This is a genomic window from Parahoeflea alexandrii (assembly GCF_027214025.1).
In the GTDB taxonomy this organism is placed as follows: domain Bacteria; phylum Pseudomonadota; class Alphaproteobacteria; order Rhizobiales; family Rhizobiaceae; genus Hoeflea; species Hoeflea alexandrii_A.
The window spans coordinates 528,947-548,466 of sequence record NZ_JAPWHB010000004.1; the positions used below are offsets into that span (position 1 = coordinate 528,947).

Sequence of the window (19,520 nt, forward strand, 5' to 3'; positions counted from 1 at the left end):
TTGACGATCGGAACATGCAATGACCTCATTCAAGACCCTCGATGACCTGACCGACATTTCCGGCAAGCGCGTTCTCTTGCGGGTCGATCTCAATGTTCCTGTCAAGGGCGGCAAGGTGACCGACACCACCCGCATCGAACGGGTCGCGCCGACCATCATGGAACTCTCGGGCAAGGGCGCCCGGGTGATCCTGCTGGCGCATTTCGGTCGCCCCAAGGGCGAAGCCGTACCCTCGATGTCGCTCGACCCGATTGCCGGCATCGTCGAAAGCGTTCTCGATCACCGCGTCCATTTCGCTGCCGACTGCATCGGCGAAACCGCCAAAAAGGCCGTGGACGCAATGGTCGACGGCGACGTCCTGCTCCTGGAAAACACCCGGTTTCATGCGGGCGAGGAAAAGAACAACCCCGAATTCGCCAAGGCGCTGGCAGAGAATGGCGACATTTATGTCAATGACGCCTTCTCTGCGGCTCACCGCGCCCACGCCTCCACCGAAGGCCTGGCCCACCTGCTGCCCGCCTATGCCGGCCGCACCATGCAGGCGGAACTGGTCGCGCTCGAGAAAGGCCTCGGCAACCCGGCCCGCCCGGTGGTCGCCATCGTCGGCGGCGCCAAGGTCTCCACCAAGATCGACCTGTTGCAGAACCTGGTGAAGAAGGTCGACGCGCTGGTCATCGGCGGTGGCATGGCCAACACGTTCCTGGCCGCCCGCGGCATCAATGTCGGCAAGTCCCTGTGCGAGCATGACCTCGCCGAAACCGCCAGGGCGATCGAAGCCGAAGCGCAAACCGCAGGATGCGCCATCGTGCTTCCGGTCGACGGCGTTGTCGCCCGCGAGTTCAAGGCCGGAGCGGACAATGAGACGGTCGACGTCACCGCAATCCCCGCCGACGCCATGATGCTCGACGTCGGCCCGAAATCCGTTGAAGCCATCAACGCCTGGATCACCAAGGCCGATACGCTGGTCTGGAACGGCCCGCTCGGCGCCTTCGAGATCCCGCCATTCGATGCAGCCACGGTGTCGGCCGCCCAGCATGCGGCGCGCCGCACCGGCGAAGGCCTTCTGGTGTCGGTGGCCGGCGGTGGCGACACGGTCTCGGCACTCAACCACGCCGGCGTGGCCGAGGATTTTACCTATGTCTCGACCGCCGGCGGCGCATTCCTCGAGTGGATGGAAGGCAAGCCTCTGCCCGGCGTCGACGTGCTCAAGAGCTGAAGTGTCCTGGCGGCTCGTTCCGCCCGTTAACTCTTCGGCCAATTGTCCAACCCATTTAAACGATTGAATTATTTTCAATCGATTCAAGACGCATGAGGCCTATTTTCTCTCCAGTACAGCTTCTGTTAAAGCAGCCCGCAAGATGAAGATAACCAGGGGTTTAGGCATGATGAACGCGACGATGGCGAAACAGATGGCGGAGAAGGACGGCTTCATCGCCGCGCTCGACCAGTCGGGCGGCTCCACGCCCAAGGCGCTCAAGCTCTATGGCGTGGCGGAAGACGCCTATTCCAATGACGCGGAAATGTTCGCGGCTATCCATGCCATGCGGGCCCGCATCATAAAGTCGCCTGCCTTCACTGGCGACAAGGTGATCGGCGCGATCCTGTTCGAGCGCACCATGGACGGCGAGATCGATGGCATTCCGACCGCCGACTATCTCTGGGACAAGCGCGGCATCGTGCCGTTCCTGAAAGTCGACCAGGGCCTGATGGACGAAAATAACGGCGTGCAGTTGATGAAGCCGATGAACGGCCTCGACGCGCTGCTCGAGCGGGCTGTCGCCAAGAACATCTTCGGCACCAAGATGCGCTCGGTGATCAATACCGCTGACAAGGACGGGATCGAAGCCATCGTCGCCCAGCAGTTCGAAGTCGGCCGGCAGATCCTCGGCCACGGGCTGATGCCGATCATCGAACCGGAAGTGAACATCAAGATCGCCGACAAGGCCGAAGCCGAATCCCTGCTCCTGGCCGCGATCCGGCGGCACCTCGAAGCCGCGCCCGCCGGCCAGCAGATCATGCTGAAACTGTCATTGCCGACAGTCGCCAATCTCTACAAGCCGCTGGTCGACGATCCGCGCGTCATGCGCGTCGTGGCCCTGTCGGGCGGCTATTCCCGCGATGAGGCCAACCGCCTGCTGAGCGCCAATGACGGGGTGATCGCCTCCTTCTCGCGCGCCCTGACCGAAGGCCTGTCGCACGGCCAGACCGATGCGGAATTCGATGCGACGCTTGCCGCGACGATTGACAGCATCTTCGAAGCCTCGCGAAAGGCCTGACAGCACGTCAGCGAAGCGGATTTGTTTCAACCCGCCGTGGCAACACGGCGGGTTGTCTTTTATGGTGATCCCCATTTCCAGCAGTGGTTTTTGTCAAACGAAGAGACGATCGCAGCCATGAACAAATTTCTCGCCGGTCTCGTCAGTTGGGTGCTGGTCCCGGTCGCCGTAAGCAAGGGTCTGGGCGTACGCCGTGTTGTTCCCCGGCTTCCACCGCCGCGCGGTCGTCCAAGGGGACAATCAGGGGAAGGCAAAGCGGACATCCGCATTCTGGTCGTTGGCGATTCTTCCGCAGCCGGCGTGGGCGCCGACCGGATCGAGGAAACGTTGGGCCCGCAACTCGCAGCCATTCTCGCCGAAGCGACAGGCAAGGCCGTCACCTGGCGCAACGCCGGCGCCAATTCCGCAATTTCCGCCCAGGTCCGTGATCATGTGATCCCGCATATCGAGGAGCGCGACTTCACCCATGTACTCGTGTCCGTCGGCACCAATGACGCCAAGAATTTTGTCACCCGCTCGGCCTTCAAGAAGGGCTTTGGAGGTCTGCTCTACGCGATCCATGCCCGCTGGCCGGAAGCAAGGGTCTACTGGTCACCAGTCATCGACATGCCGGATGTGCCGGCGCTGCCGCCATCACTCGCTTTCGTCCTTGGCCTGCGTGTGCAGATCATCAATGCCATGGGCATTCAGCTTTGCCGGGAGCGGAACGCGATCGCCCTGGAGCGGCTTCCGGTCGAGGGCGCCGAGGGTTTCGCGGTTGACGGGTTTCATGCCAACGCGCTGGGCTACAAACACTGGGCTGAGCACATCGCGCGGATCATTCAGGCCGAAGCACCAGCGCCATCATCATCGCAAAGATCAGAATAAGCGCGATTTTCCAGACATCGCTGCGTCGTTTCAGCCCCGGAAGACCGAAGGGTTTGATCAGATGCAGCGCCATGGCCGCCAGAACCAGGACAAGCAGTATTTTGGTCGCCATGCATCATGCCTTTTCCAGTTTAGCCATACACCTGTCATGATCCTGGTCAATCAGCTAGGCTTAACGAAATCTGGGCGATGATTCCCGGTTCGCCCAAATCCTGAAACATACTTACACACCGGTTCCTCATGCGCAGCAATCTTCTCCCCGTCCTGTCATTGCTTCTCGGCACGGCCTTCCTGCTGGCCGGCAATGGCCTTCACGGGCTGCTGCTGCCCATGCGCGGATCGGTGGAGGGCTTTTCGCCCACCTCGCTTGGCCTTCTGGGCACCGCCTGGGCAACCGGTTTTGTGCTCGGCTGTGTTTTCTCGCAACGGCTGGTGAGGCGCATCGGCCATGTGCGAGCCTTCTCGGCGTTTTCGGCAACCATTGCCATCATCGCGCTTCTGACCGGATTACTGGTTGATCCGGTCAGCTGGATCGTGCTGCGTGTGGTCACCGGCTTCTCGCTGGCTGCCGCCTTCATGATCATCGAGAGCTGGCTGAACGAGCGCGCCACCAACGAAACCCGCGGCCTGATCTTCTCGCTCTACATGACCGTCACCTATGTCGCCATCGTCGCCGGCCAGATGAGCATCGCCTTCGGCGACGTCACCCAGACGACGTTCTTCATCATCGCAGGCATCCTCTACTGCCTGGCGCTGCTGCCCACGGCCGTGTCGACCGCGTCCAGCCCGGCGCCATTGAAGGAGGTCAAGCTCGATCTCGGGATGATCTACCGCAATTCGCCGGTGTCCTTCATTGCGATCCTGCTGATCGGCGTCGCCAACGGGGCGTTTGGCACCTTGGCCCCGGTTTTCGGCGCCAATGTCGGCCTGAGCACCTTCACAATCGCCACCATGATGTCGATCACGATCTTCTCCGGCGCCGTCATGCAGGTACCCGCCGGCCGCATCTCCGACCGGATGGACCGGCGCTATGTCCTGGCCGCCCTTGCCGCCATCGCCGGACTTTCCGGTCTTGCCATCACCATCATCAAACCGGACAGCCTTGCTATCCTGTTTGGTCTTGTCTCGCTCTATGGCGCGATGTCCTACACGCTCTATTCAATCACGGTGGCGCACGCGAATGACTTTGCGGCCAGCGACAAGTTTGTCACTGTCTCGGGCGGCCTGCTGCTGCTGTACGGGATCGGCACGATCGTCGGCCCGCTTCTCGGCGGCCTCGTCATGGCCGTCGAACCGCATCTTCTGTTCGTGGTGACGGCCGTCGCCCACCTCGGCGTTGCGGTCTACGCCCTGATCCGGACCCGCATGCGCGCGGCCATTCCCGTTGAAGAGCGCGAAAGCTTCACCTCGACGCCTTCGGCCAAGGCGGCGACGCCCGAATCGATCAATCTCGATCCGCGCGCCGCGCACGACGCATAGGCCGACCCACACGCGATTTCGGCTTGGGGTGCGGCCCGGTACCGGCTTCAACTCATGTCGAGCACGATCTTGCCGATGTGTTCGCCATCCTCCATCCGCCGGTGCGCGGCGGATGCCTGATCCATCGGGAAGATAGAATCCATCACCGGCAAGACCTTCCGCTCGCTCAAGAGCGGCCAGACATGCTTGCGCAACTCGCGGGCAATCTCAGCCTTGAACGTGATGTCGCGGGCTCTCAGCGTGGATCCGGTGTGCGTCAGCCGTTTCGTCATCAGCAGTGCAAAGTCGGCCTCGGCCTTGCGGCCCCTGAGGAAGGCGATCTGAACAATGCGGCCCTCGATTGCCGCCGCCTGGTAATTGCGGGTGATGTAATCGCCGCCGACCATGTCCAGGATCAGATCCGCTCCCTTGCCGCCGGTCGCCTCCCTGACCGCCTCGACAAAATCCGTGTCGCGGTAGTTGATGGCGACATCGGCGCCCAGCTCGCGCATCGCGGTGCATTTCGCCTCGGATCCGGCGGTTGCCAGCACCCGCGCGCCAAACGCCTTGGCGAGCTGTATGGCGGTGGTTCCGATGCCCGAGGTTCCGCCATGAACCAGGAAGGTCTCACCGGCCTTAAGCCCGCCGCGCTGGAACACATTGTGCCAGACCGTGAAGAAAGTCTCGGGAATCGCCGCCGCCTCGGTCATGGTCAGCGCCGCAGGGGCCATAAGCGCATTGGTCTCGTCCACGCTGCAATACTCGGCATATCCGCCGCCCGCCACCAGTGCACAGATCTGATCACCGGGCTTGAACCCCTGAACGGAGGCGCCGACCGCTTCCACCTCCCCGGCAATTTCCAGCCCCGGAATATCGGACGCGCCCGGCGGCGGCGGATAGGCCCCCTGCCGCTGCAGGCAATCAGGGCGGTTCACCCCCGCGGCCGCCACCTTGACCAGCAGTTCCGTCTCGCCCGGGACCGGCTTGTCGCGCGTTGTCGGGGTGAGGACTTCGGGGCCGCCGGGTTCGCGGATTTCGATTGCACGCATCAGATCGTTCTCCTGCTCACACTTTTCCACAGCTTAGGCACGGGCTAGGATAACGGCAATGCCGGCCGGCGGCTTGACCCGGGACAATACACGGGAAAACCCGGATCCCGGCACATCCGATGCACGAGAAGGCCGAAACGCGAGGACAAGACCATGTTTGCAGATGAAGACCGTCCCGAACCCGGACAACGCCATGAAATCGGCTGCGACCTGACATTTCTGTCTGCCGGAGAACTGGAGGAGCGAATCGCGCTCCTGCACGAAGAAATCCGGCGCCTGGAAGCAGAAAAATCCTCCAAGACATCCAGCCGGAGCACCGCCGAGAGCTTCTTCAAGCAAAAATAGAGCTTAATTCGCAATGCGTTACAGAAATGATAAAATCCGTTAAGCTTCGGTTAAGCTTTACAAGTCTTTACTAAACGCATCCAGACTTCCTGGATTTGACAGTCTGACCTGCGGTCATTCTGTTTGACGCCTCCCTGTTAAACTCTTGAGAGCCGCTGATGCGGCTCTTTTTTTGCCTTGCTCCCGAGCGGCAAAAGTCCCTAGGGTAAAACGTCTTCATTCAGATACATTTTGCGGGCGGGAACGATCCGCATGAAGGGTCCCGGATCCGTGCCGACCGGCCACCAACAGGATGTTTCATTTGCTGTTTCACCGCGGTTTTGACGTTAACCCTTTCTTAAGAATACACTTGCCGGAACAGGGCCCGCGGTCCATTCTGCCCGGGCAAGGCAGAGACCTTTCCCGCCCTGCGAAAGCCGCCTACCCAGTATTTTGTAATCAGGATATTCCGGCCCATGTCTGAAACCAGCCTCAACACAATCAACCTCGCGGACCGCATGGCCAACTCGGCCCAGTTCAAGGCGCTCTATGCCGAAGGGATGGGCCTGGTCGAGGAAACCGCGAACTATCTTGATGGCCCCGGCCGGATCGCCTCGAAGGGTTTGCCGCGGCTGGCCGGCGTTCTCTACGCGGCGGAATCCATGCGGCTGACCACAAGGTTGATGCAGATGGCGTCCTGGTTGCTGCTGCAGCGTGCCGTCAACAACGGCGAGATGAACCGCGATCAGGTTCTCGCCGAAAAGAACAAGGTCCGGCTCGACAGCTTCAATTGCGACCGCACCGCCCAGGGCTGGAGCGATCTGCCGGAAGCCTTCCGCGATCTGGTCGAACGCTCCCTGCGGATTCAGAACCGGGTGGCGCTGCTCGACCGCGAGATCTACCGTCCCGTGGAAGCCGCGGCCCTGAAGCCGGACAACGAAAACTCGGTCCAGGCCCAGCAGCATCTCCTGCAGACGGTTTTCGCCAAGCGCTGATAGCCTGAGCTGAGCCACATCAGATTTTTCAAAGCCCGCGGCGCCTGCCGCGGGCTTTTTACGTTGCTGTGCCGGACGCCGCCGCTCCGGTTTGACGACAACAAAAAACCCGCCGGGAGCGGCGGGTTCTGAGTGCCGGCGATTGCCGAACGTCTTAGAGGCTGAGGCCTTCGAAACGCTTCTTGAACTTCGAAAGACGGCCGCCACGGTCCAGCATCTGCTGGTTGCCGCCGGTCCATGCCGGGTGCGACTTCGGATCGATTTCGAGGTTCATGGTGTCGCCTTCGGCACCCCAGGTCGACTGGGTCATGTATTCGGTGCCGTCGGTCATGACCACCTTGATCATGTGGTAATCGGGATGGATGTTCGCCTTCATCTTCTTCTTCGTCCTGCCGTTGGGAGGCCCCTGCGCAGCGATGCTTGCGGCATTTTGGCCAAACACATAAATGAAGCCGGTGTCCCTTGGAACAACGACTTCCCAATTCGATGGCGAGCCTATACATGAAGGCACTGTCGATAACAAGGGCCGCATCCGTTTTTGCCGGTCTGCCTGTCCATTGAATGCGCATACCAGGAGCAGACGTGGCTGAACCAACCGATACACCCAAAACGGCCCGCCTTTCGGTACGGCCGCTCGCCCGGCTTTTCCCGTATATCCGGCGTTATCCGCATCTGGTGATAGGCGCGCTTGCCTTCCTGCTGCTCGCCGCCGTCACCACCCTGACCCTGCCCATGGCCGTGCGCCGGATGATCGATCACGGTTTTTCAGCCCAGGATGCCGGTTTCATCAACACCTATTTCTCGATGCTCGCGGCTATTGCCGTCATGCTGGCCCTTGCCTCGGCGTGCCGCTATTACTTCGTCATCACGCTGGGCGAGCGAGTTGTCTCCGATATCCGCCGCGATGTCTTCGACCACGTCACCCAGCTGTCCGCCGCCTTCTATGATGCCAACCGCTCGGGCGAGATTGTCTCGCGGCTGACAGCGGACACCACCCAGATCAAGTCCACCGTTGGCGCCACTGCATCCCTGGCCTTGCGCAACACCATCCTGTGCATCGGCGCCGGCGCCATGATGTTCATCACCTCGCCCAAGCTCTCGGCCCTGGTTCTCGTTGCCATCCCGGTCATTGTCTTTCCCATGGTCGGTTTCGGCCGCAAGGTCCGCAAGCGCTCCCGCATGGCCCAGGACAAACTTGCCGATGCCATGACCTTTGCCGGCGAGTCCATCGGCGCAACCAGAACCGTGCAGGCATTCAATACCGAAGCCCGCGCCCAGGCCCGTTTCAGCCAGGCTGTCGAAGCGGCTTTCACGGCAACCCGCCAATCCATTCTTGCCCGCTCCATCCTCACCGGCTTTGCCATTGCCATGGCCTTCGGTTCCGTGGTCGCGGTGCTCTGGTATGGCGCCCAGTCGGTGCTCTCGGGCGAGCTCTCGCCCGGCACATTGGGCCAGTTCCTGCTCTACTCGGTCTTCGCCGCCGGCAGCCTCGGCGCCTTGTCCGAGGTCTGGGGTGAATTGTCCCAGGCCGCCGGTGCCGCCGAGCGTCTCAGCGAACTTCTCGATGAAGTGCCCGAAATCCGCGCGCCGCAATCCCCCAAGGCGCTGCCCTCCCCCGCGATCGGGGATATCCGGTTCGACAAGGTGCATTTCGCCTACCCGTCGCGGCCCGACACCTCTGCGCTGACCGGAACCAGCTTTCACGTCCGCCCCGGCGAGACGGTGGCGGTGGTCGGCGCGTCCGGCGCCGGCAAGTCGACCCTGTTCTCGCTGATCCTGAGATTCTACGACACCACCGCCGGAACCGTCTTCATCGACACTGTCGACGTCCGGGAAGCCGACCCGGCCGACGTGCGCTCCCGAATTGCCCTGGTCCCCCAGGACGTGACGATCTTTGCCGGCAGCGTCGGCGACAACATTGCCTTCGGCAGGTCTGATGCCAGCCAGGCGGATCTCGAGGCGGCCGCCAAGGCGGCACAGGCGCATGATTTCATCATGGCTCTGGACAAGGGATATGACACCCAGGTGGGTGAACGCGGCATTACGCTTTCCGGCGGCCAGCGCCAGCGCGTGGCAATCGCCCGGGCAATCCTGCGCGACGCGCCGATCCTGCTGCTCGACGAGGCCACCTCGGCGCTCGACGCAGAAAACGAAACGCTGGTGCAGAAGGCACTCGAAGGGCTGATGCTCGACCGCACAACGATCGTCATTGCCCACCGCCTGGCAACCGTGCTGCGCGCCGACCGCATTCTGGTGATGGACAAGGGCCGGATTGTCGAGGAAGGCAATCACGCCGAACTGGTCGCCCGCGGCGGCCTCTACGCCCGCCTCGCGCGGTTGCAGTTCGAGCACGGGGCGGAAGCGCTCTCCGCGGAAGCCGGCGCCGCCCTGGAATCGACAGCCGGCAAATAATTCGCAAATCCCACGGCGGGATTATTGTGAAACCAGTCAAATCAAGGTAATTGTCTGGTGTTCGTCTGGAAGCCACGCGGGGGGCGGGACCTCGGTCCGCGGGCTATAACAGGAACATTCAGAAGGTGTATCCACGATGCGGAATGACGCGGAGTGGCGGACCCTGCTTCTCGCAGGCGTTTGCTATGCTGTGTGGTTGTTGCTGGCGTTCGGGTGGGCTGACTTGCCCGACATTCTACGTGTCCTGCTGCTGATCCCCGTGATCACGCTACATTCCTCGCTGCAACATGAGTTTTTGCATGGTCATCCATTCAGAAACCAGAAACTGAACGATCTCCTGATCGCTCCACCAATTGGAGTGCTGGTGCCCTACCTGCGCTTCAAATCCTGCCACCTCACCCATCACATCAACGAAAACATCACCGATCCCTACGACGACCCGGAGAGCTACTATCTCGACCGGTCGGCATGGGCGGCGCTGCCGCGTTGGTTGCGGGCCTTGCTGGTGGCCAACAACACCCTCATCGGCCGGATGACGATCGGCCCGGCCCTTGCCACGATCGGTTTCCTGCGCAGCGAGTTCGTCCGCGCCAGAGCCGGTGACAAGGTCATCCGTAACGTATGGCTGCGTCATTTTCTGGCAGTAGCCTTGCTGTTCTGGCTGATCGGCCTCTATGGCAGCCTCCATCCGCTGGCCTATTTCGCGGCCGCCTATTTCGGCATGGGGCTTTTGATGGTGCGCTCCTTCATTGAGCACCAGGCCGTTGAAAAGGCCAACCAGCGCTCGGTGATCATCGAGACCAGGGGGCCATTGAGCCTCTTGTTTCTCAACAACAACTTCCATTCGGTGCACCACGCCTATCCATCGCTTGCCTGGTACCGCATCCCCGGTTTCTTCCGGGAGAACCGTGCCCGGTTCCTGCGCATGAACGGCGGCTACCGCTACCAGAGCTACTGGGAAGTGTTCCGCCGCTTCGGCTTCCAGCCGAAGGAGCCGGTGGCCTGGCCGATCGAACCACGCAAACCGCGCGGCGACAACGCGTGAACGGACGTGTGACAGAGGGAGACGGCGCTCCAACCGGCGCCGCCTCCCTGCCCATGTATGACTGGCCGGAAGTCCGCGAGGCTACCGACAGCTACTGGCAGTCGATCCGGCGACAGTTGGTAAGCCGAGGCATCGACGCGCCTGAACAGCTTGAGCGGGTTACGGATCCTGAGGCGCTGTGGAACGCACCTGCCCTGCTTCTTTCACAGACCTGCGGCTACCCCTATGCCAACATGCTCGCTGACAAGGTGACGCTCGTCGGCACCCCGGCCCATGCCGTGACCGGCGCCGCGCCCGGAAAGTATTTCAGCGTGCTCGTCGCACGCAAGAGCCAGGCGCCGCAACATCTGGGCGACCTCGTCGACATGCGCTTCGCCTACAACATGGCGCATTCGCAATCAGGCTTCGCGGCTCCGGTCCGGCTGCTGGCGTCAGGCGGACATGATTCCAGGCCGCGCCCCTTGGAAACCGGTGCCCACCGTGCCTCGATCCGCGCCGTCGCGGCCTCTGAGGCCGATTGGGCCGCAATCGATGCCGTTGCCTGGGAACTGGCAAAACGCCACGAGCCTGCGGCGGATGATCTGGCTGTCTTTGCAACAACGCCTGAAACACCGGCCTTGCCGCTGATCACCGGCGCCGTAAATGCCGGACGCGCCGGCATCATCGCCGATGCGGTCGAGGCGGCGATCCGGGAACTCGAGCAGGATGTTCGCGATGCGCTGTTCGTCACCGGCTTGGTGCGCTTCAAGCCAGAGGACTACATGCCACTGGCAGCGCCGCTGCCGGTGCGACAGGCATTCCCTCATCTCGGCTGATATCGGCGGCCGCCGGGTCGCTGCTAATGCATGTCAAAGTGCTGCAGCGTCCTTTGCGAATCCAGTTGGATGCGCGGCGCTGTAGGCACGCCACGCATCAGCGTTCGGTCAGCTTGAGCTCGATGCGGCGGTTGGTGGCGCGGTCTTCGTCGGTATCGCCTTCGGCGATCGGCTGGAACTCGCCGAAGCCTGCAGCCACCAGGCGGTTGGCAGGCACACCTTCATCGATCAGGTACTTGACCACCGATGTCGCACGGGCGCTGGAAAGCTCCCAGTTGTCGGCGTAGCGGCCGGTCCCTGACAGCGGCACGTTGTCGGTGTGGCCATCGACGCGCAGCACCCAGTTGATTTCCTCAGGGATCTCGCGGGCAAGCTCGATGATCGCCGCGGCAAGCTTGGCCATCTGCTCCTTGCCCGCAGGATTGAGCTCGGCCCCACCCGAGGGGAACAGCACTTCCGACTGGAACACGAACCGGTCGCCCACCACACGCACATCCTCGCGGCTCGACAGGATCTCGCGCAGGCGGCCAAAGAAATCGGACCGGTAGCGGTTGAGTTCCTGCACCCGCTGCGCCAGCGCGACATTCAGGCGGCGGCCGAGATCGGCAATCTTCGCCTGGGTTTCCCGGTCCTTGGTCTCGGAGACTTCAAGCGCGTCTTCCAGCGCGCCGAGCTGGGTCCTGAGTGCTGCGATCTGCTGGTTGAGCAGATCGACCTGGTTGAGCGCCCGTTGCGAGACTTTCTTCTCGGCATCAAGCGTTTCCGAGAGCGTGCCGATCCGTGCCTCGGCGGCGGCACTTGCGCCCGAACCGCTGGCCAGCAGTTCCTGCAATCTCGACCGGTCGGATTCCGATTCCGACAGCGACGCCTGCAGATTGGCCAGCGTATCCTCGAGATCCTGCTTGCCCGAGCGCTCAAGCGCCAGCAGCTGGGTCAGTTCATTGATCTGGCTGTTGAGCCGGTTGAGCACCTGGTCGCGACCCGATATTTCGCGCGACAGGAAAAACTGCGCCAGAACGAATACGGTGAGCAGGAACATAATCGCCAGCAGCAATGTCGACAACGCATCGACAAATCCCGGCCAGTAGTCGACCGTCCGCTCCCGCCGCCGGTTTCGTGCCAGCGCCATCGCCTATTTTTCCCCGATCTTGTCGCTGAGCTTGTCGAGTGTCTCGCGCATCCGCCGCGATTCAACCTGCTGCGCCTCGATCCAGTCCCTGAGCATCTGTTGCTCGTTGCGCATGTTCTTGACCAAGCCCTGGATGCCTTCGGCAAGGCTCGCCATCGCCGCCGTTGTGCGCGGGGTCATGCCGGATTCCTGCGACATTTTCTGCATCCGCTCGGACAGCATCCGGATCTCTTCGGTGGTTCCGGCACTCTCAGCCGGCATCACCATGCCGGAATCGAGATCCGTCATCGTCGACAGCCAGTTTTCCAACTCGGTGTAGAACCGGTTCTGCGCGCGGCCCGCCTGCAGGTCCAGAAAACCCAGAACCAGCGATCCGGCCAGACCGAACAGCGAGGACGAGAACGCCGTTCCCATGCCGTCAAGCGGCGCCGACAACCCGCTCTTCAGCGTTGACAGCACGTCCTCGGTCCCGCCGCTTCCAGGATCGAGTGACTGGATAACCTGGTTGATCGAGCCGATGGTGCCAAGCAGGCCCCAGAAGGTGCCGAGCAGCCCGAGGAACACCAGAAGGCCGATGAGATAACGCGACGTGTCACGCGATTCGTCGAGCCGGGTGCCGATCGAATCGAGAATGGAGCGCAGCGAGGAGGTCGACAGTGCCATTTCCTGGCGGCGGCCGATCAGCGCCCGCATCGGCGCGAGCAGCACCGGGTCGCGCCCCACCTTCTCCGCATCGCCGGTGGCGCGCAGCGAATTGACCCAGCGCACTTCCGGACGAAGCCTGAGCACGTGGGTGAACACCAAGAGCACGCCAACGGCCAAAACCCCGACAATCAGCCCGTTGAGGCCCGGATTGGCGAGAAACGCCGTCTGGATCTGCCGGTAGAGGATGGCGGCGACGAAGCCGGAGAGGATCAGAAAGATCATCATGCTCCAGAAGAACACCAGCGGACTGGAGAGCTTGTGCGGATCCGCACCGCTGCCGTCTTCGGAGATACCCCAACCAGACAATGTCAGTTTCGCCATGCGTTGTCCGTCCCGGCCGTTATCCCAAATCAAAAGATCAGGCGGAGACTAACCGATAATATGGCGGAAATGAAAGCGTGCTTTCAAAACAACGCTGTGAGATCTTGGTCAGGCCTTGGGAACAGGGCGCTGGACAAGCTCGAGAAGGCCCTTGAGGATGTATTCATTGCCGGCCGCGATGGAGCGAGTGCCGAACATGTCGGTCCCGCCGGTGGTGTCGGAGACAAATCCGCCGGCTTCGCGAATCAGGATGATGCCGGCCGCCATGTCCCAGGGCTCGAGCGGCGTCTCCCAGAAACCGTCGAGCCGGCCCGCCGCGACATAGGCCAGGTCGAGCGCAGCCGCTCCCATGCGGCGGATGCCTGCGCATTCGCCCATGACATGGCGCAGCTCGACCAGGAACTTGCCGTGATGGCCGCGCCCCAGATGCGGCACGCCGGTGCCGATCACCGCGTCAGACATAGCCTTGCGGCCCGCAACCCTGAGACGGCGGTCGTTGAGGAAGGCTCCGCCGCCACGCTCGGCCGTGTAGAGCTCGTCCGTGGACGGATTGTAGATGACGCCGGCAACGATCTCGCCATTGCGTTCGAGCGCGATCGAGACCGCGAAATGCGGCATGCCGTGCAGGAAGTTCGTGGTGCCGTCCAGCGGGTCGACGATCCAGCGATGGGCGCCGTCGGTGCCTTTTTCCTCGACGCTTTCCTCGCCCATGAAGCCATAGGTCGGGCGCGCGCGCATCAGTTCGCTCTTGATAATGGTCTCGGCCTTGCGGTCTGCCTGGCTGACATAGTCGCCCGGCCCCTTGAGCGAGACCTGCAGGTTCTGCACTTCGCCGAAGTCGCGCGCAAGCGAGCGACCGGCCTTGAGCGCCGACTGGACCATTACATTGAGAAGGGCTGAACGCGCCATCTGTCTTATTCCTTGGTGTCGGCAGCGCGACGGATGAACGCGCCACAGGCCGGTGTCTCAACGCTCCGGGCGGAGCATGGTCTTGCGACCGGTTTAGAGCATTTCCAGCGAAACCGGGTTCCGGTTTCGCTGGAAATGCATGCAAGCAGCAAGTTAGAGCTTTCGGCGTTTCTGGTTTCGCCGGAAATGCTCTAGTCGGCGCGGCGCAGGTAGGTCAGCTCGTTGGTGTCCACGATCACCCGCTCGCCAGCCGAAATGAACGGCGGGACGAGAATGCGCACGCCATTTTCGAGAATGGCGGGCTTGTAGGACGAAGCTGCCGTCTGGCCCTTGACCACCGGATCGGCCTCGGCAATCGCCAGGGTCACGTGATCGGGCAGCGCGATGCCGATCGGCCGCTCATCGTAGAGCTCGACAGTCACCATCATGCCGTCCTGCAGGAAGGCGCGGCGATCGCCGACAAAGTCCTTCTGCAGTTCAAGCTGCTCGTAGCTTTCCAGATCCATGAACACCAGAGCATCGCCCTGCTCGTAGAGGAACTGGAAGTCCTTCTGCTCAAGCCGGATGCGCTCGACGGTTTCGGACGCCCGGAACCGTTCGTTGAGCTTGGTGCCGTCGATGAGATTCTTCATCTCGACCTGGTTGAAGGCGCCGCCTTTGCCCGGCTTCACCGCATTGGTTTTCACCACCGCCCACAGACCACCATTGTGCTCAAGCACATTGCCGGGGCGAATTTCGTTTCCGTTGATTTTCATGAGAGCTTCCGCGTCGAGCTTTGTCCGGGCCCGGTTTTCGGGCCCGCTTGGCGGCTTCAAGACCACAAATAGCGCAGCTTTTCAAGTCTGCGCCATTGCTCAACAGTGTCATTGAGGTGAATCAGCGCTTGCCGAACTGGTTTGCGGCCTCGATCGCCTGTTTTTGCTCTTCTTCGGTCAGGCCCTGGTAGAAATCGTCAAGCGCCCGATCGTCAAACCCGGCCCGCCGCGACAGGATATACCATTTTGCTGCCTCGACCGGGTCGCCCTTCGTGCCGATCGCATTGATGTGCAGGATCGCCATCCGGTTCTGCGCCACCACGTTTCCGCGTGTCGCGGCGACCTGCATCCAGCGGAAACCGGCTTCGTAGTCCTTCGGACCGCCGACTCCGTCGATCAGCCAGATCGCATAATCCAGTTGCGCGGTGTCATACCCCGCACGCGCCGCCTTCTCCATGAACTCGCGCGCCCGGGCACGCTTTTCGTCGGGAACCCCATCGGTGTTGTTGTAGATCTGGGCCAGAGCGTACTGCGCATCGGCAACGCCCTGCTCGGCGGCCTTCTCGAAATAGGGCAGCGCCTCGAGCACGCCGGCGTCGCCGGGCTTGTCCGCAACCAGCATCTGCGCGTGATTGAACTGTGCGAATGCGTTGCCGGCATCGGCTGCCTTCTTCATCAGCTCTTCGGCCTTGGCCCGGTCGGGCTCGACATACTTGCCCTCGAGCAGCATCAGCCCGTACTTGAACTGTGCGGAAGCGTCGCCCGCCTCGGCAGCCTGCTTGTACCAGAAGGCGGCGTCATCCATGTTGCGCGCTACCCCGAGGCCGGCGGCAAACAGTTCCGCCAGCAGGGTCTGCGCGGCGGGATCGCCAAGCTGCGCCCGCGGCAGCGCCAGTTCCATCGCGGTCAGGTAATAGCCGCGCTGAAATGCGCCGAAAGCCCGTACCGTGGCATCCGCGGGTGTCTTGGCTTCCTTGACATCGGCCGCTGCTGCCGTCTCGCCGCCGCTCGTCTGGGCAGCCGAGGGCCCGCCGGCAAGCGCCAGCAACAAGGCAAGCGGCAGCATTCCGGATGATCGGCAAAGCATGGAAACCATCCCGCGACAGGTCAAAACACCAAGATCGGACATTTCACCCATTATCGGCCTAACCGTGGCGCTTTTTCGTCAAGAACCGCATTGATTTCGGCAACGATGCGCGCGGCATTGGCGGGATCGCCGAAGACAGCTTTTCCGAAGGCGATGAACTCGGCCCTGGTTTGCGCCATTTCTTCCACGAAGGCGATGCTCGTCCCGCCCATCAGCACGCAAGGGATCTCGATCATGTCGGCCCACCATTCCGCCAGGGCGATGTTCTTCGAGTGCGGCTCGGGTTTGATGTCGCCATCGATCGATCCGAAGATCACGTAATCCGGCTGCGCCTCGCCGATCGACAACGCGGCGTGGCGCTCGCGCGCATTGCCGCCGCCGACAATCAGTCCCGGAGCATATTTGGCAACGGCCTCGGCCATGGCCGTGGGGCCCGCTTCGATGTGCAGCCCATCGGGCCGCACCCGTCCGGCAACCCTTGTATCGCCGGCGACGAGTGCAGCCGCGCCGGCAGCCTGAATGACGGGAACCAGGGCCTCGCACCGCTTCTGGAAGCTCTTCTCGTCCAGCTCATGCTGCGGAATGATGACGGAAGCCACGTCGCCGCCGCGAAGCGCGTCACCTGTCAGCTGGGCCAGTTGAGCGGCATCTGCGATATCCGGCGTCACGAGAACGAGACGGCAACGATCGATCGGGTCAGTCATGAGAATTCCTGTCAGGGCCAGCGCTGGAAGCCGATATGGCCAATTTGCTCCAAACGGGATAGACCGGCGCGACACAAGGATCAACTGCCCCGATGATGACTGACCCGTTCTTCTACGCCGCCGCCATTCCGGCGGTGATCATGGTAGGCCTGTCCAAAGGTGGTTTCGGAGGCGCCATGGCATTGCTTGGTGTGCCGCTGATGGCGCTGGCGATTTCACCGGTTCAGGCCGCTGCCATCCTGCTGCCGATCCTGATCGTCATGGATATGGTCAGCCTCTGGACCTGGCGCGGCAACAGCGACAACAAGACGCTTGTCATCATGCTGCCCGGCGCATTGATCGGGATTGCCATCGGATGGGCCACCGCCGCCTGGGTCACCGCACCGATGGTCCGGCTGATCGTCGGTGCCGTGGCGCTCTGGTTTGTCTTGCGCTACGTCGCACAAAGGTTTGCATCCGCCCGCAACGGCGCCATGCCGGCCCCGCACGGACACCGGCCGATCGAGGGCACGCTTTGGGGAACGCTTGCCGGCTTTACCAGTTTCGTCTCCCACGCCGGCGGTCCGCCCTACCAGATCTACACCTTGCCTCTGCGCCAGGATCCCAAGACCTACACCGGGACCAGCGTTCGCTTCTTCGCCATCATCAATGCAATCAAGCTGGTGCCCTATTTCGCGCTCGGTCAGTTCGACATGACCAATCTCTCCACCTCGCTGGTGCTGGCGCCGCTGGCGCCGGTGGCGACCTTGGCCGGTGCATTCATCGTCAGGCGCATGAAACCCGACATTTTCTACCCGTTCATGTACCTGATGGTGTTCTTTACCGCGTTGAAGCTGATCTGGGATGGTGCGGTTCACATATTAGCGTGATGACAAGGCCCTGTTCTGGTGATTTGATGCTTCATTGTCCCTGACACGATGCATTGGAACCCGATCTTGAGCGCCAATCCCTACGAAACCGATCTCGACCGCAATCCGGCCAACTACCAGCCGCTGACGCCGCTGGCGCATCTTGAGCGCGCCGCGCTGATCCAGCCGGATCACGTGGCCATCATCCATGGCGCCATGCGCGTGAGTTATCGCGAATTCCTCGAGCGCTCGCGGCAGCTGGCCAACGCCTTGTCGGCGCTGGGTATTACCAGGGGCGATACCGTCTCGGTGATGCTGTCCAACACCCCGGCGATGCTCGAGGCCCATCACGGCGTGCCGATGATCGGAGCCGTGCTGCATTCGATCAACACCCGGCTCGATGCACAGGCAATCGCCTTTCAGCTTGATCACGCCGACTGCAAGATCCTGATCGTGGACCGCGAATTCTCCGCCGTCATGGCGGAAGCGCTGACCCTGGCCGAAGTCAGCCCCGTCGTCATCGATTACGACGACACCGAGTATCCAGATGACGCGCCCTTTCCGAAAGGCGCCCGTATCGGTTCCCGCGACTACAATGAATTCGTGCTTGCCGCGTCTCCGGACTTCACCCGTACCTTGCCTGTCGATGAATGGGACTCTGTCTCGCTGAACTACACATCGGGAACCACGGGCAATCCCAAGGGCGTGGTCTATCACCACCGCGGCGCCGCCTTGATGGGCTACTCCAACGTGATCGCCTCGGGAATGGGACGCCACCCGGTCTATCTGTGGACCCTGCCGATGTTCCATTGCAACGGCTGGTGCTTTCCCTGGACGCTTGGCGTGGTTGGCGGCACCCATGTCTGCCTGCGCTGGGTCCGCGCCAAGGCCATGTACGATGCCATCGCCGACCATGGCGTGACCCATCTCTGCGGTGCGCCGATTGTCATGTCGACACTTCTGAATGCGCCCGACCATGAAAAGCGCGAATTCTCCCAGACCGTCAGCTTCAACACCGCGGCAGCCCCGCCGCCGGAAGCCGTTCTCGCAGGCATGGCCGACGCCGGCTTCGAGGTCGTCCACCTCTACGGCCTGACGGAAACCTACGGACCCGCGGTCGTCAATGAATGGAAGGCGGAATGGTCCGACCTCGAGCGTGGCGCCCGCTCCAGCAAGAAGGCCCGCCAGGGTGTCCGCTACCCGGCGCTGGAAGACCTGGCGGTGATGGACCCCGAAACCATGGAAAAGGTTCCCGCCGATGGCGAGACCATCGGCGAGGTCATGTTCCGCGGCAACATCGTCATGAAGGGCTACCTGAAAAATCCTGCAGCCAGCGACGAGGCCTTCCGCGGCGGATGGTTTCATTCGGGCGATCTGGGCGTCATGCATCCCGACGGCTATCTGCAGCTCAAGGATCGCTCCAAGGACATCATCATCTCGGGTGGCGAAAACATCTCCTCGATCGAGGTCGAGGACGCGCTCTACAAGCATCCCGGTATCATGGCAGCGGCGGTGGTCGCCCGCCCGGATGACAAATGGGGGGAGACGCCTTGCGCCTTCGTCGAACTCCGGCCCGGCTTCAACCTGACCGAAGAGGATGTCATCGAGCATTGCCGCAGCCTGCTGGCAAAGTTCAAATGCCCGCGCACCGTGATTTTCCATGAAGTCCCGAAAACATCGACCGGCAAGATCCAGAAGTATCTGCTGCGCGACGAGGCAAAGACCCTCAGCTCGTCGTGAAGCGGCAGCCGTTGCACAACCGTAAAATGCCCGGACATTCACTTGTCTGAAACAAGCGAAAACACCGGAAATACGGCCGGT

Annotated in this window: 20 protein-coding genes; 11 read left to right on the forward strand and 9 right to left on the reverse strand. The window is 62.1% G+C overall.

Annotated features, from left to right (window positions below; genetic code table 11):
* Positions 1-19: 19 nt before the first annotated feature.
* The 3 genes from O4H62_RS16115 (at position 20) to O4H62_RS16125 (ending at position 3,143) form a co-directional block, all read left to right on the forward strand.
* Entirely contained in the window at positions 20-1,216 is a 1,197-nt protein-coding gene (locus O4H62_RS16115; RefSeq protein ID WP_269389340.1) for a phosphoglycerate kinase, read from the forward strand.
* Positions 1,217-1,382: 166 nt separating this feature from the next.
* Entirely contained in the window at positions 1,383-2,276 is an 894-nt protein-coding gene (locus tag O4H62_RS16120) for a fructose bisphosphate aldolase (RefSeq protein WP_269389341.1), read from the forward strand.
* A gap of 117 nt (positions 2,277-2,393) precedes the next feature.
* Positions 2,394-3,143 carry an SGNH/GDSL hydrolase family protein gene (locus O4H62_RS16125; protein ID WP_269389342.1) on the forward strand — a complete coding sequence of 250 codons (750 nt, stop codon included), beginning with the start codon at positions 2,394-2,396 and terminating at the stop codon, positions 3,141-3,143.
* Here O4H62_RS16125 and O4H62_RS16130 read toward each other — a convergent pair.
* Positions 3,094-3,255, reverse strand: coding sequence for a hypothetical protein (locus O4H62_RS16130; RefSeq protein ID WP_269389343.1), 162 nt, complete (start codon positions 3,253-3,255; stop codon positions 3,094-3,096). The two genes, O4H62_RS16125 and O4H62_RS16130, sit on opposite strands and share 50 nt — an antisense overlap.
* 128 nt (positions 3,256-3,383) lie before the next feature.
* Between O4H62_RS16130 and O4H62_RS16135 the strand changes: the two genes are divergently transcribed.
* On the forward strand, positions 3,384-4,622 hold the full coding sequence (locus tag O4H62_RS16135) for an MFS transporter (protein WP_269389344.1): 1,239 nt from the start codon (positions 3,384-3,386) through the stop codon (positions 4,620-4,622).
* Between the two features lie 47 nt (positions 4,623-4,669).
* On the opposite strand, the gene O4H62_RS16140 is transcribed toward O4H62_RS16135, so the two are convergent.
* Positions 4,670-5,650: an NAD(P)H-quinone oxidoreductase gene (locus O4H62_RS16140; protein ID WP_269389345.1), complete on the reverse strand. Its 981-nt coding sequence runs from the start codon at positions 5,648-5,650 to the stop codon at positions 4,670-4,672.
* A gap of 153 nt (positions 5,651-5,803) precedes the next feature.
* Between O4H62_RS16140 and O4H62_RS16145 the strand changes: the two genes are divergently transcribed.
* On the forward strand, positions 5,804-5,995 hold the full coding sequence (locus tag O4H62_RS16145) for a DUF1192 domain-containing protein (RefSeq protein ID WP_269389347.1): 192 nt from the start codon (positions 5,804-5,806) through the stop codon (positions 5,993-5,995).
* 455 nt (positions 5,996-6,450) lie between these two features.
* The gene (locus O4H62_RS16150; RefSeq protein ID WP_269389352.1) at positions 6,451-6,969 is read left to right on the forward strand and encodes a DUF1465 family protein; all 519 of its coding nucleotides are present in this window, start codon (positions 6,451-6,453) and stop codon (positions 6,967-6,969) included.
* 154 nt (positions 6,970-7,123) lie between these two features.
* Here the strand turns inward: O4H62_RS16150 and rpmE are convergent, their stop codons facing one another.
* Complete coding sequence (gene rpmE, locus O4H62_RS16155; RefSeq protein WP_152007527.1) at positions 7,124-7,345, reverse strand: 50S ribosomal protein L31; 222 nt, start codon at positions 7,343-7,345, stop codon at positions 7,124-7,126.
* A 206-nt stretch (positions 7,346-7,551) separates the two neighbouring features.
* On the opposite strand from rpmE, the gene O4H62_RS16160 reads away from it, so the two are divergent.
* From O4H62_RS16160 to O4H62_RS16170, 3 genes are all read left to right on the forward strand, one after another.
* Complete coding sequence (locus O4H62_RS16160; protein WP_269389355.1) at positions 7,552-9,381, forward strand: ABC transporter transmembrane domain-containing protein; 1,830 nt, start codon at positions 7,552-7,554, stop codon at positions 9,379-9,381.
* Positions 9,382-9,604: 223 nt separating this feature from the next.
* A complete protein-coding gene (locus tag O4H62_RS16165) occupies positions 9,605-10,426 on the forward strand; it encodes a fatty acid desaturase (RefSeq protein ID WP_269389356.1) in 822 nt (273 codons plus the stop codon).
* Positions 10,423-11,241, forward strand: coding sequence for a phosphate/phosphite/phosphonate ABC transporter substrate-binding protein (locus tag O4H62_RS16170; protein WP_269389358.1), 819 nt, complete (start codon positions 10,423-10,425; stop codon positions 11,239-11,241). Before O4H62_RS16165 ends, O4H62_RS16170 begins: the two co-directional genes overlap by 4 nt.
* Before the next feature lie 97 nt (positions 11,242-11,338).
* On the opposite strand, the gene O4H62_RS16175 is transcribed toward O4H62_RS16170, so the two are convergent.
* The 6 genes from O4H62_RS16175 to O4H62_RS16200 form a co-directional block, all read right to left on the reverse strand.
* Positions 11,339-12,370 carry a peptidoglycan -binding protein gene (locus O4H62_RS16175; protein ID WP_269389360.1) on the reverse strand — a complete coding sequence of 344 codons (1,032 nt, stop codon included), beginning with the start codon at positions 12,368-12,370 and terminating at the stop codon, positions 11,339-11,341.
* A 3-nt stretch (positions 12,371-12,373) separates the two neighbouring features.
* Complete coding sequence (locus O4H62_RS16180) at positions 12,374-13,396, reverse strand: flagellar motor protein MotA (protein ID WP_269389362.1); 1,023 nt, start codon at positions 13,394-13,396, stop codon at positions 12,374-12,376.
* A gap of 108 nt (positions 13,397-13,504) precedes the next feature.
* Entirely contained in the window at positions 13,505-14,305 is an 801-nt protein-coding gene (locus tag O4H62_RS16185; RefSeq protein ID WP_269389364.1) for an inositol monophosphatase family protein, read from the reverse strand.
* A gap of 191 nt (positions 14,306-14,496) precedes the next feature.
* Positions 14,497-15,060 (reverse strand): elongation factor P, encoded by a 564-nt coding sequence (efp, locus tag O4H62_RS16190; protein WP_269389365.1) that lies wholly within the window; start codon positions 15,058-15,060, stop codon positions 14,497-14,499.
* 121 nt (positions 15,061-15,181) lie between these two features.
* Positions 15,182-16,147: a tetratricopeptide repeat protein gene (locus tag O4H62_RS16195; RefSeq protein ID WP_331284467.1), complete on the reverse strand. Its 966-nt coding sequence runs from the start codon at positions 16,145-16,147 to the stop codon at positions 15,182-15,184.
* A 50-nt stretch (positions 16,148-16,197) separates the two neighbouring features.
* Positions 16,198-16,851, reverse strand: a complete 654-nt coding sequence (locus tag O4H62_RS16200) for a thiamine phosphate synthase (RefSeq protein ID WP_269389368.1) — start codon at positions 16,849-16,851, stop codon at positions 16,198-16,200.
* Between the two features lie 92 nt (positions 16,852-16,943).
* Here O4H62_RS16200 and O4H62_RS16205 point away from each other — a divergent pair, with 92 nt between their 5' ends.
* Both O4H62_RS16205 and O4H62_RS16210 read left to right on the forward strand, forming a co-directional pair.
* Positions 16,944-17,720, forward strand: a complete 777-nt coding sequence (locus O4H62_RS16205) for a sulfite exporter TauE/SafE family protein (RefSeq protein ID WP_269389370.1) — start codon at positions 16,944-16,946, stop codon at positions 17,718-17,720.
* Between the two features lie 66 nt (positions 17,721-17,786).
* Positions 17,787-19,439 (forward strand): acyl-CoA synthetase, encoded by a 1,653-nt coding sequence (locus O4H62_RS16210; RefSeq protein WP_269389372.1) that lies wholly within the window; start codon positions 17,787-17,789, stop codon positions 19,437-19,439.
* Positions 19,440-19,520: the final 81 nt, after the last annotated feature.

What these genes read in the sequence shown, in the direction of transcription:
- O4H62_RS16150 (WP_269389352.1), top strand. Translation starts at nt 6,451, where the DNA reads ATGTCTGAAACCAGCCTCAACACAATCAACCTCGCGGACCGCATGGCC.
- O4H62_RS16140 (WP_269389345.1), bottom strand. Translation starts at nt 5,650, where the DNA reads ATGCGTGCAATCGAAATCCGCGAACCCGGCGGCCCCGAAGTCCTCACC.
- O4H62_RS16145 (WP_269389347.1), top strand. Translation starts at nt 5,804, where the DNA reads ATGTTTGCAGATGAAGACCGTCCCGAACCCGGACAACGCCATGAAATC.
- rpmE (WP_152007527.1), bottom strand. Translation starts at nt 7,345, where the DNA reads ATGAAGGCGAACATCCATCCCGATTACCACATGATCAAGGTGGTCATG.
- O4H62_RS16175 (WP_269389360.1), bottom strand. Translation starts at nt 12,370, where the DNA reads ATGGCGCTGGCACGAAACCGGCGGCGGGAGCGGACGGTCGACTACTGG.
- O4H62_RS16135 (WP_269389344.1), top strand. Translation starts at nt 3,384, where the DNA reads ATGCGCAGCAATCTTCTCCCCGTCCTGTCATTGCTTCTCGGCACGGCC.
- O4H62_RS16205 (WP_269389370.1), top strand. Translation starts at nt 16,944, where the DNA reads ATGATGACTGACCCGTTCTTCTACGCCGCCGCCATTCCGGCGGTGATC.
- O4H62_RS16125 (WP_269389342.1), top strand. Translation starts at nt 2,394, where the DNA reads ATGAACAAATTTCTCGCCGGTCTCGTCAGTTGGGTGCTGGTCCCGGTC.
- O4H62_RS16195 (WP_331284467.1), bottom strand. Translation starts at nt 16,147, where the DNA reads ATGCTTTGCCGATCATCCGGAATGCTGCCGCTTGCCTTGTTGCTGGCG.
- O4H62_RS16130 (WP_269389343.1), bottom strand. Translation starts at nt 3,255, where the DNA reads ATGGCGACCAAAATACTGCTTGTCCTGGTTCTGGCGGCCATGGCGCTG.
- efp (WP_269389365.1), bottom strand. Translation starts at nt 15,060, where the DNA reads ATGAAAATCAACGGAAACGAAATTCGCCCCGGCAATGTGCTTGAGCAC.
- O4H62_RS16120 (WP_269389341.1), top strand. Translation starts at nt 1,383, where the DNA reads ATGATGAACGCGACGATGGCGAAACAGATGGCGGAGAAGGACGGCTTC.
- O4H62_RS16115 (WP_269389340.1), top strand. Translation starts at nt 20, where the DNA reads ATGACCTCATTCAAGACCCTCGATGACCTGACCGACATTTCCGGCAAG.
- O4H62_RS16200 (WP_269389368.1), bottom strand. Translation starts at nt 16,851, where the DNA reads ATGACTGACCCGATCGATCGTTGCCGTCTCGTTCTCGTGACGCCGGAT.
- O4H62_RS16185 (WP_269389364.1), bottom strand. Translation starts at nt 14,305, where the DNA reads ATGGCGCGTTCAGCCCTTCTCAATGTAATGGTCCAGTCGGCGCTCAAG.
- O4H62_RS16180 (WP_269389362.1), bottom strand. Translation starts at nt 13,396, where the DNA reads ATGGCGAAACTGACATTGTCTGGTTGGGGTATCTCCGAAGACGGCAGC.